General features: G+C 68.4%; 8 protein-coding genes and 3 pseudogenes. 2 read left to right on the top strand and 9 right to left on the bottom strand.

The features are described 5' to 3' along the window. The coding region (locus FS320_RS31300; RefSeq protein ID WP_152716319.1) for an integrase core domain-containing protein at positions 1 to 290 on the top strand (290 nt) is incomplete at its 5' end. 32 nt (positions 291 to 322) lie between these two features. Here FS320_RS31300 and fni read toward each other — a convergent pair. The 9 genes and pseudogenes from fni to FS320_RS31255 all read right to left on the bottom strand — a co-directional run. Beyond that, positions 323 to 1,372: a type 2 isopentenyl-diphosphate Delta-isomerase gene (gene fni, locus FS320_RS31295; RefSeq protein WP_152716317.1), complete on the bottom strand. Its 1,050-nt coding sequence runs from the start codon at positions 1,370 to 1,372 to the stop codon at positions 323 to 325. A gap of 67 nt (positions 1,373 to 1,439) precedes the next feature. Continuing rightward, on the bottom strand, positions 1,440 to 2,342 hold the full coding sequence (locus tag FS320_RS31290) for a terpene synthase family protein (protein WP_152716315.1): 903 nt from the start codon (positions 2,340 to 2,342) through the stop codon (positions 1,440 to 1,442). Continuing rightward, the gene (locus tag FS320_RS31285; RefSeq protein ID WP_162003374.1) at positions 2,339 to 3,889 is read right to left on the bottom strand and encodes a hypothetical protein; all 1,551 of its coding nucleotides are present in this window, start codon (positions 3,887 to 3,889) and stop codon (positions 2,339 to 2,341) included. The genes FS320_RS31290 and FS320_RS31285 overlap by 4 nt, the downstream gene beginning before the upstream one ends. Before the next feature lie 298 nt (positions 3,890 to 4,187). Continuing rightward, positions 4,188 to 5,195 (bottom strand): polyprenyl synthetase family protein, encoded by a 1,008-nt coding sequence (locus tag FS320_RS31275; RefSeq protein ID WP_152716313.1) that lies wholly within the window; start codon positions 5,193 to 5,195, stop codon positions 4,188 to 4,190. Positions 5,196 to 5,340: 145 nt separating this feature from the next. Further along, positions 5,341 to 6,358 (bottom strand): annotated as a pseudogene (locus tag FS320_RS31270) (cytochrome P450); the annotation flags it as partial. Further along, positions 6,332 to 7,077: pseudogene (locus tag FS320_RS46260) on the bottom strand (SDR family oxidoreductase); the annotation flags it as partial. The pseudogenes FS320_RS46260 and FS320_RS31270, both read right to left, overlap by 27 nt. Next, positions 7,064 to 7,372: a ferredoxin gene (locus FS320_RS31265; RefSeq protein WP_152716311.1), complete on the bottom strand. Its 309-nt coding sequence runs from the start codon at positions 7,370 to 7,372 to the stop codon at positions 7,064 to 7,066. The gene FS320_RS31265 and the pseudogene FS320_RS46260, both read right to left, overlap by 14 nt. A 13-nt stretch (positions 7,373 to 7,385) precedes the next feature. Continuing rightward, positions 7,386 to 8,660 (bottom strand): cytochrome P450, encoded by a 1,275-nt coding sequence (locus FS320_RS31260; RefSeq protein WP_152716309.1) that lies wholly within the window; start codon positions 8,658 to 8,660, stop codon positions 7,386 to 7,388. 89 nt (positions 8,661 to 8,749) lie between these two features. Next, positions 8,750 to 9,176: pseudogene (locus tag FS320_RS31255) on the bottom strand (cytochrome P450); the annotation flags it as partial. A 679-nt stretch (positions 9,177 to 9,855) separates the two neighbouring features. On the opposite strand from FS320_RS31255, the gene FS320_RS31250 reads away from it, so the two are divergent. Next, positions 9,856 to 10,135, top strand: a 280-nt coding sequence (locus FS320_RS31250; RefSeq protein ID WP_152716307.1) for a helix-turn-helix domain-containing protein, incomplete at its 3' end; no start/stop codon positions are given.

The raw sequence follows: 10,135 nt of genomic DNA, 5'->3' as shown, positions 1-10,135 counted from the left end.
CCAATGGTCTCGTGGAGCGCTTCAACGGGCGGGTGCAGCGCGAGGTGCTGGGCATCACCATCTACAGCCATCGGGACCTCGAGACGCTGCTCAAGGGCTTCAATCAGGCCTATAACAGAAGACGTCAACGCGTGCTCAAGGGGCGATCCCCGGATGAGGTTGTGCGAAGCCGCCTGGCTGCCGAGCCGAAGCTCGCCAACCGCCGCTACAAGCCACCCGATGCAGACGCGTTGCCGCCAGCCCTCCAGGTCATCGCTGCCGCCAAGGAGGTCTCGCATCCAGACAACTAGGCGCCCGCCGCCACGTGCGGGTGACGCCGGCATCAACCGGCGGGCAGATGCGCGGAGGGCAACAAGCGCGCCTGACGCAACGCCGCCAGATCAGCCGAGCCGGTGCAGAGGCAGGCGACAGCCAACTGGCGGATGACGATCTCGAAATGCGCGACAACCGCCTCGGTGGACACCGTCGCCGCGCGCAGCACGCCGGCCGCCTGCCCGGCGATGTCCGCGCCCAGGCGGATGGCCTTGGCCACGTCGACGCCGTCGCGGATCCCGCCCGACGCAATCAGCTTCACCGTTGGCAGCGCCCGACGTACCGCCTGCACGCTGGCCGGGGTCGGAATTCCCCAATCGGCGAACGCCATCGCCACTGCACGGTCGGCGGCATCGCGGGCGCGCTCGCCCTCCACCGCGGCCCAACTGGTGCCGCCGGCGCCGGCGACATCGATCACCGCCACGCCCGCCTCGACGAGCGCACAGGCCACCGAGGTGGACAGGCCCGACCCCACTTCCTTGGCCACGATCGGCACGCCCACGCTGCGCGCGGCGCGAGCGATCTGCGCCAGGACGCCGCGCCAGTCGCGGTCGCCTTCCGGCTGTACCGCTTCCTGCAGCGGATTGAGATGGACGATGAGTCCATCGGCCTCCAGCGCATCCACCGCCCGGCGCGCCAGGTCCAGGCCGTCGGCCTCGCGCAGTTGCGCGGCGCCGATATTGGCCAGCAAGGGAATGTCTGGGGCTAGGCGGCGCAGCGCGCGCGTCAGCCCCTGGGAGTTGCGGGATTGCAGGCTCACGCGCTGCGAACCGACGCACATGGCGATCCCCAAGGCTTGCGCTGCCTCGCTCAGATGCCGGTTGATGGCCTCGGCGCGTCGCATGCCGCCGGTCATGGAGCTGATCAGCAGCGGCGCGCGCATGGTCTTGCCGAGCAGCGAGGCGCGCAGGTTGATCTGCGTCAGGTCCAACTCGGGCAATGCGCAGTGTTCGAAACGGATGTACTCCCAGCCGGCGGCGACCGTGGCCGGCGCGGTTCGCCGATCCAGCACGATGTCCAGATGGTCGTCCTTGCGCCGGCTCAGCGTGGTGTCGCTCATGCTCGCTCCATCCGTCGCATTGGATCGGACCGACGGCAGCGCGCGCACGCCGCCGCCTCCCGCGCGTTCAGGCCGGCGCACGCTGGCCTCCCCCCGCAGCGTCGCTGCGGTAGCGGCTGGTCGAGGTCTGGTAGTACTGCGCGCGGATGGCCGCCATGGCCTCGATCAACGGTCCCCACGGCGCGGGAAAGCGTTCTTCCGCCATCACCCGGTGCAGCATGCGCGTATGGCCGGCCAGCTCGTCGTTGAGGAACTCCACCACAGGCATAGCCGGATAGCGCTGCAGCAGCAGGATCGCCGCGTTGTCGGCCTCGCCGGCCGACCTGTCCTTGTCGCGTCCATGCAGATCGTTCTGCAGGCGCCCTATCGCGGAGATGAGCCGCAGGATCTGGCGAAACGCCGGACGCGCGCGCAAGGTCGCCATGTCCAGCCCCCACAGCAACGACAGGCAACAGAACACGTTCGCATAGGCGATCGAATCGATGCCATTGTGCAGATACTCGGCGTAGGACCAGCGTTCCGCCCCTGCCGCCTGCGCGTGTCCGGCGCGTAGCGCCGCGCAGTAGCACCGGGTATCGTCGAGAAGCTGTGCATAATCGCGACGATCGTAGGCGAGCGCGGCCAGCGAAGCGCGCAGCACAGCGCAGCCCTCGAATCCGGGGAGCGCGCACGGCACGCCCTGCCCCAGCGCCTGCTCTACCGCAGCGAGCTGCTCCGGCGCGATCAGGCCAAGGTCGTTGCAATCGTCGAGCCAGAACAGCAGCGCCAGTTCGCGATAGAACGCCACGATCAGCGTTTCGTCCTGTGGATCGCGGCCGGTGCGGGCGCTGGTGTCGCGCAGGCTCGGGTGGATGCGCTGCAGGATGTACTGGCCGCCCCTGACCGCTTCCACGGCATGCTCGTCGGCGAACCCGGTCAGGGAATGCCCCCACTCCAGCACCTGCTGCAGCGCGCATTCGGTCTGGATCATGGCGCCGCTCCTGCTCCCTCGGCCAGGACGCGCCGCCCCCAACGAAGCGCTAGCCACAACCCGGCGAGTTCGGCCACGCGCACGACCCGGGTGGGGCAATACAGTTCCTTGCCGATCCACAGCGGCGTCTGCGGCAATGCATGCGCCGCACGGCGGGCGAGCATCCACTCCAGCGCACGCGCCACCGCCTGCGCGATGCGCCGGCGCCCTGTCGGCTCTTCGCTCCCGTCCATCACGTGCAATGCGAACAGCGCATAGGCGGTTTCCTCGAATGTGGACGCGCGACCGGCGCCCCAGCCGCCGTCGTCGCGCTGCGCCTGCAGCAGCGCCGCCAGCGCGCGCTCGTCGCGCCACTGGGGCTTGCCTTGCGCCAGCGCAGCGACCGCATGTGCGGTGGGATACAGCCACGAAACGTGCCATTTTTCGTTGTCCCATAGACCGTGCGGGTTGCGATTGGCCTTGACGTAGGCGCTGGTGCCGGCGGCGGGCTTTCCCAACAGTCGCAACGCATGCAGGGCATGGATGTTGGTCGACACCGAGGCATTGCGCTCGCCGGGGAAGGTGACGAACAGCTCGCCGAATTCGAAATGGCGCAACGCATCGACCGCCGGGTCGCGGCCTGCAAGGCGCAGGACGCACAACGCAACGGCGGTGTCGTCCGCATCGGCCGCGAAGTGCAAGGCCGGGCCCAGACCGCGCACGCCCAGGCGGGCGTCGAGCTGCGCGACGATCACGCGCACCGCCTCGGCGAGCGCGGGATGCGCGAACAGCCCGGCCAGATGCAGGGTGTACAGCGACCAGCATGGCTCGAACACATTGATTGGCCAGACGTTGGGAACGACACCTTCGATGCCGCTGCGCGTCGCCCGCGATGCCGCCTGCAGATACGCGTCGGCGCGCCCGACCTGCGGCGTGCTCCCCTGTGTCACGGCGTGCGCACGCCACGCGGCGGTGGCCGCCGGACTGATGCCGATGCTGCCGTCGTCACCCGGGCATGCGGTGGTCGGCGACGTCCCCCAGGCTTCCCAGGAGTGCAGCAACGGATGGCCGCTCGGCAACGTCGCCACGGCCCCCAGCTTGACCAAGCACGCTTGCCGCAACGGCAACAGCGCCGGGTGGCGCGGAAACGCCACGCCGCCCAGCAAGGATGCGGCCTCGCCGCACAACTGCGGCAGGATCAGCTCCGCGCCGACCGGCGCGTCTTCCGGCACCGCATGCGCGTAGGGATCGGGCTGGAGCTCGAGGAACCGGGTTGCAGCCTGGACTGCGTCGGCAGCGCCGGAAAGAGGATCAGCACGCTGCAATGCCAGCAACGCCGCCCACGTGGGCGCATGGCGGAACAGCGGAAAGTCCGCGCTTCCCCATCCGCCATCGGCCTGTTGCTGCGCGATGAGCCACGCGTATGCGTCCTGCCGACCGGTGACGTTGCCGTGGAACTGCAGAGCTCGCGCCGTGTCGTAGACGGACGGACCGACGCTGCCGCCGTCGCTCATCTCGCTCAGCAGGTGGCGCAATTCGGAAAGGATCTGTTCGGACAGCGCGTTCACGCGCGATGTTCCTTCTGCAGACGGTTGACGAGAACCAGGATCGGGCAGACGCCGCGCACGTCGCCGCAGGCCCGTCGCGGCCCGGCGCATGGGCAGCGCCGGACGGCCGCCCTGCTCCGGCGCGGCGACGCGCCCCGATGCTGGCGTCGGTCCGCCGCATAGACTTGCGCGCAGCGCGCCGCGGCCGTGCTGGGCAACCGCTGCGATCGGCGCCGCGGACTCGGACACAGTGCAGCATGCACCGCAGCCGCCGGCCGATCGCAGCAGCACAGGGGCGACTCCATGCGGACGGGCGCGCTCATGCGCATGGCGCGTGCTTGAACAGATATGCGTTGGCCCGCTGCAGCATCTGCGCCAACCGTTCCGCACGCGCTCCCAGCGGGGCGATGGCCTCCCCGGCGTCGCGTAACAGATCCAGCGCGAACTGGCGCGCTGCCTGCAGCCCCATGATCGACGCGCAGGTCGGCTTCTGCGCCGCCGCGTCCTTGCCGGGGGTCTTGCCCAGCGTCGCGGTATCCGCTGTCGCGTCGAGAATGTCGTCGACCACCTGCAACGCCAGGCCGAAACAGGCGCTGTAGCGATCGAGCGCACAGTACAGCGCAGCGTGCGCGGCATCCTCCGCGATGGCGCATAGCGCGCCCATGCGAACGGACGCGCGCACTAGCGCTCCGCTCTTCATCCGGTGCATCGCCACGATCCTGTCCAGCTCGACGTGCTTTCCGACCAGCGACAGATCCATGGCCTGCCCGCCTGCGGCACCCTTGGCGGACACCGCCTGCGCCAGTTCGCGCACGAGCGCGGTACGGTTGCCGCTCGGCGCATCCAGGCTCGCCAGGGTTAGGAAGGCGTGCGCCTGCAGCGCATCGCCGACCAGGATCGCAGTGGCTTCGCCGAACTTGACGTGCACGGTCGGAAGGCCGCGGCGAAGCACGTCGTCGTCCATCGCGGGCAGGTCATCGTGGACCAGGGTACAGGCGTGCATCATCTCGATGGCGGCGCCGACGTCGTCGAGCATGTGCGCCGGCGTGTCGGCCAGTGCGCCGGCAGCCAGACAGAGCAAGGCGCGGGTGCGCTTCCCGCCATGCAAGGTGGCGTAGCGCATCGCCGCCATCAGCTCGGTCTCACCGTCGTCTTCGGCGCAGAGAAGACGCGCTAGCGCCTGTTCGACCCGCTTCGCGCCGTCCTGCATCCAGATCTCCGGCAGCAGCCTGCCGGATGCGCCGCGCGCCTGCGCGCCCAATCCGCCGAGCGCGGAAACGCCAGTTCGGTCGTCATGTAGCGTGGAACCGGTCTGTATGTTGTTCATGTCCTTGTCCCTGGCAGGAAACGGCCACGGCGAGCGGCGAGCCGCCGCGGTGTTGCCGGCGTCGCATCGAGCGCGCGCGCCGAGTGCAGCAATGCCGCGCGTCGCCGGCGCCGCTGCCTCGCCACACCGGGCATGCGATGCCAGCTCATGAGAAACCGATGCGGATTGTCATGGACGGATGTGCGGTCGGGTAATAGCGCCGGTCTTTTTTCGATGCCACTCAGCAACCGCGGCCGCACGCCGGCCTTGTACATGATCAGCGCCAAGGCGATGCAGAACTGCAGCATGTCCACCGGCCGGATCGGCTCCGTGCGTTGCAGCCACCGCGCCAGGCGGAACTGATCAGGTGCCTCGTGCAGCAGCGCCGAGGTCGAGAAATGCAGCAGCGGGATGCACAGATGGGTGCCCGCGGGAATGCGCCGTTGGCCGAGTTGCAATTCCTGCAGTGCGCGACGCGGCAGGAGCGTGGTCGGCGGATGCAGGCGCAGCGTCTCGCGGAACAGCGCCTCGGCGACCGGACACTGCGCCAGGTCCGCGTGCCGGGTCGGCACCGCGCCCACGCGTTGCGCCTCCTCGACCAGGGCGTCCCACAGCACAGGCTGCCGCGCCAGCTCGATCACCGCCAGCTCGATCACCATCCAGGCTATCGTCGAGACGGTGGTGTCGTGACCGGCAAGCAGCAGCAAGCGGATATCGGCGACCAGGACGTCATCGGAGAGCGCATCATCGCTGCGATCGAAGGCGCTCACCATGTCGTTAATCAACCCGGTGTGCGCGGCATGCGCGCGCGCGTCGCGGACGAACTGGCGCAACTGCGCGTTGATCCAGTCGCGGGCGGAGGGGCCGCGCCGCAAGGGCGGTCCGGGCAGGTCGACCGGGGGCGCGACGATCAACTGCAGCAGTTGCCGGTACTTGCGATGCCATCCCGGCAGGTCCTGCGCGGGGATTCCCATGAGGCTGAAGATAAGCTTGAGCATCAGGTCGCCGGTTTCGCGCAGGGTGGTTACGTCGCCGCGGTCGCGCCACGCCTGCACTTGCGCCCGGATGACGGGTGCGAACAGGTCGCCGATGCCGGCCTGGGTCAACCCCTTGGGCAGGAACGCCGCCTTGATCGCGTCGCGCACCTGCCGGTGCGCGCCGCCGTCGATGCACACGACCTGGCCGGTGATGAACGCAGCATCGTCGGAGAGCAGGAACGCCACCAGCGCGGCCACGTCCTCAGGGCGACCGACGCGCGGCAGGAGCTGGTGCCGGCGCAGATGCCGTTGCATGTACTCGTCCACCTTGGCGAGGAGACGCTCGGTCATGATGAGACCCGGCGCAACCGCGTTGCAGCGGATCTGCGCATGACAGTACTGGGTGGCGAGCGAGCCGACAGCATGTTCATCGCCGCCTTCGACGCGGCGTAGGACATCTGCGCGGTGTCACCGCTGAGCCACTGGCACGACGACATGTTGACGATCGCGCCACCGCCGCGGGCGATCATCCGTGGGTTGGCCTGCCGGCAGCAGAGCAGCGTGCCGCGCAGATTGTTCGCCATGGTCCGATCCCGGACCGCCAGGTCCGGGTCGAGGATCGCGCGGTCGCACGGGGTCAGATGCATGGCGCTCGCGTTGTTCACCAGCAGGTCGACCCCACCGAAGTGCCGCTCCGCCGTCTCGAACAGCGCTGCCACCGCCTGCGCATCGGCGATGTCCATGACCAGGGCCAGCGCGTGGCCCGCTTCGGCCGCGATCTGCGCGGTGCAGGCGATGGCTGCCGAACCATCAATGTCGACCACCTCCACTCTGCCGCCCTCGCGCGCGATGGCGAGGGCGCATGCCTTGCCAATGCCGGCACCGGCGCCGGTCACCACGGCCACCTTGCCTTCAAACCGTCCCATCGTGTCCTCCTGGATTGCGTTGGTCTTTCACGGCATGCCGCTCGGCCTCCGCCGGAGAAGGCGCAGGGTCGGCGCTGGCGTGCTCGTCATAGCCAGCGTCGCTTTCGATGATCCGAATGGCGGCGACCGGGCACTGGCTGGCCGCGAGCCGCACGGCGGCGTGCAGCGCCTGCGGGACCGTCGCCACGCACACTTCGGCCATGCCGTCCGGTTCGCGCTGGCGAAAGGTGCCCGGCACCGTCAGCACACACTGCCCGGTGGTTCCGCACAGATCCTGGTCTATCACGACGCGCATCTCAGCCCCTCCCCTACGCATGCAGCCGCACCGGCAGCGCGCGGAACGTCCTAAGGAACGCGGAGGGCTCCCGGATTGGCTGCTCAGCCAATGCCAGCGTGGGGAAGCACGCCTGGATCCGCGGCAGGCTCTCGGCCAACTGCACCCGGTCCAGCTGCGCACCGGGGCAGAAGTGGATGCCGTGGCCGAAGCTCAGCATGATCTTCCCGTCGGTCGACATGCCAGGACTGGTGCCGTAGAACCGCGCGGGATCGAAGCGGTCGGGATCGGCGAAGGCGTCCGGGTCGCGATTGCCGGCCGCGTTCAGCACGCGCACGTCCGCGTTCTTCGGGATCACCACGCCGCCCAGTGCGATGTCGCGCTGGGCGATACGCGGAGTGGGGCTGAACAGGACGGGCGCGTCGCAGCGCAGGACTTCTTCGACGAATGCCTTCACCCTCACGGTGTTTCCCTGCAGCCAGTGGCGCTGTTCGGGACACGCCAGCATCGCCAGGACCGCATGGTCGATGGTCGCAGCAGTGGTGGCGAAGCCGCCCAGCAGCATGCCCCACAGCATGCTCATCAACTCCGCATCCGACATCGTGTCGGCATCGTGTGCGCCGACCAGCATCGACACGATGTCATGGCGGAGATCGGTGCGCTTGCGCTGTATGAGGTCACCGAAGTAGGCCAGCACCCTGGCGCTGGCCGCGTCCGCCGCGGCGAGCTGGGGATCGCTGGCGTGCGGGCCCAGGCCTTCCACAATGGCGCCGATGCCGGCGGCGAGCCCGAATATGTCGTCCTGAGGCATGCCGAACAGTTCAGCGAAGACCAGCATGGGCACGGCCAGCGCGAATTCCCGATGCAGGTCCACCGCCTCCCCGCGCTCCAGCGCGGGCGTCATGCCGTCCAAGCGCGCTGCGACGATGCGCGCGATGCTCGGCCGCAGGTTATCGATCTGGCGCATGGTGAAATCGCGCGAGATCAGCCGGCGCAGACGCGTATGCGTCGGTGGGTCCTTCATCGCTAGCGTGGACGCCAGCAGATTGAGCGACAGGCTAGTCGCCGCACGCGGGAAATCGCGCGCCAGTTCGTCCGGCGCCGGTCCCCGAAACGCATCGCCCGTGGCCTTGAGCGCCCAGTAGATGTCGGCGTGGCGGCTCAACAGAAAGAGGCCCGACGCCGCGCGATGCACCGGATCGTGCTCGCGCAACCACCGCATGAACGGATACGGGTCGCGGATGCACGCTGGCGACGCCAGTTCGGCGAAGGCGTCCCGGCATGCTGCCGTGGTTTCTTGCACGTTCATCTTTGTTACCTGTTGGCTGATCTGACCGGCGCGCGCCAGGCGCGGCGGCAAATTGCGAGAAGATCGCGATTCCCGGCGGCGTCCGCGCATCACCAGAGCACCGGGAACTCCTCGAACCCGCCAGTGATGATCTCCTTGCGCAACTTCAGTTCTTCGGGCGCCACGGCCAGGCGCAGCGCGGGAAAGCGCTGGAAGATCGAACCGAACACCACCTTGAGTTCCAGCCTGGCCAGCGCCACGCCGATGCAGTAGTGCGGCCCGTAGGAGAACGCCAGGTGCGGCTTTTCCTCGCGTCCGATGTCGAAGATTTCCGGGTCGTCGAAATGGCGGATCGAACGATGTCGCCAGCAGGCCGACCAGCACCTTGCTCTCCGCGGGAATATGCACGCCCGCGATGATCACGTCGGTCCTCGGATAGCGCATGATGCCGTCCCAGCCCGCGCCCGGCGGGTACATGCGCAGGAATTCCTCCACCGCCTTGTCCACCAGGGATAGATCGCCGACCAGGCGTTCGCGACTGGCTCGAGAACACTGCCGCGATCGGGGCTGTCTGAGTGCCAAGACCGGCGGCACACGCAGGCGAATGCCCTGCCGCGCGGTCTAACGGCATTGCCGCGCTGCAGAGCGCGACAAGTGCTCTTGTCGATTGAGTCACAAGATAGCTCCTAAGGTGAGTCTGACCCGTTCAAGGATCATTGTCTGCGTATGGCGTCTTCACCGCGATGGTTCACGAAGCATGCGACGGGCGTGCCGGGTGGCAGCCGCCGCCGTCCACTAAAGGGTGCAAAGCTCGTGCCACTCTGGCGGATCGAGCCGAAGAAGAAACGTTGTGATTATTCTTCAAGGACTTCGATGAAAGTGCGGCAGGACATCAGGCTGCGCAGCACCATGACGCGGACCTGACAAACCCAACAGCGGGTGTCGGGGACCTGACGGTTGTCCAGGGATGGCGGACACGAAGCTATCACCTGGACCCGCGGCGAGCCGCGTGCCGGCTGTGGCCACAACCTTCCATGGCGCGATTGCAGTGAGGCGGTGACGACGGGTTGCACCGGTTGGTTGACCGGCGCGGTGGCAGAAGAGGCCGTCGTCCAGGGTGGGGCAGCGAAAGATCTGCTCCTGATTGAGCGCTAAGCTAGTGTTGTGTCTCTGACGGGTGATTCCGAAATCCGATCCGACGTGCGATGCTGCTCTGATGGGCAAGATCGAACGCATTGAGGTTCCCGCCGCCGATCGGGATCGCCTGGAGACCCTGGTCCGCGACCGAAACACGCCCCAGAAGGTCGTCTGGCGGGCTCGGATCGTTCTGCTGACGGACGAGGGCTTGCGCGCCACCGAGGTCGCCGGCCGCGTCGGCACGAGCACTCTGACGGTACGGCGCTGGCGCCGCCGCTATGCGCAGGCGGGCGTCGACGGGCTTCTCAAGGACGCCACCCGCCCGCCAGGGCGCAAGCCCCTGACGGCAGCGGTGATCC

It is taken from the genome of Microvirga tunisiensis (assembly GCF_009296175.1).
GTDB lineage: Bacteria > Pseudomonadota > Alphaproteobacteria > Rhizobiales > Beijerinckiaceae > Microvirga > Microvirga tunisiensis.
The sequence above is the reverse complement of the archived record's forward strand: the minus strand, read 5'-3'. Positions and strand labels throughout refer to the sequence as shown.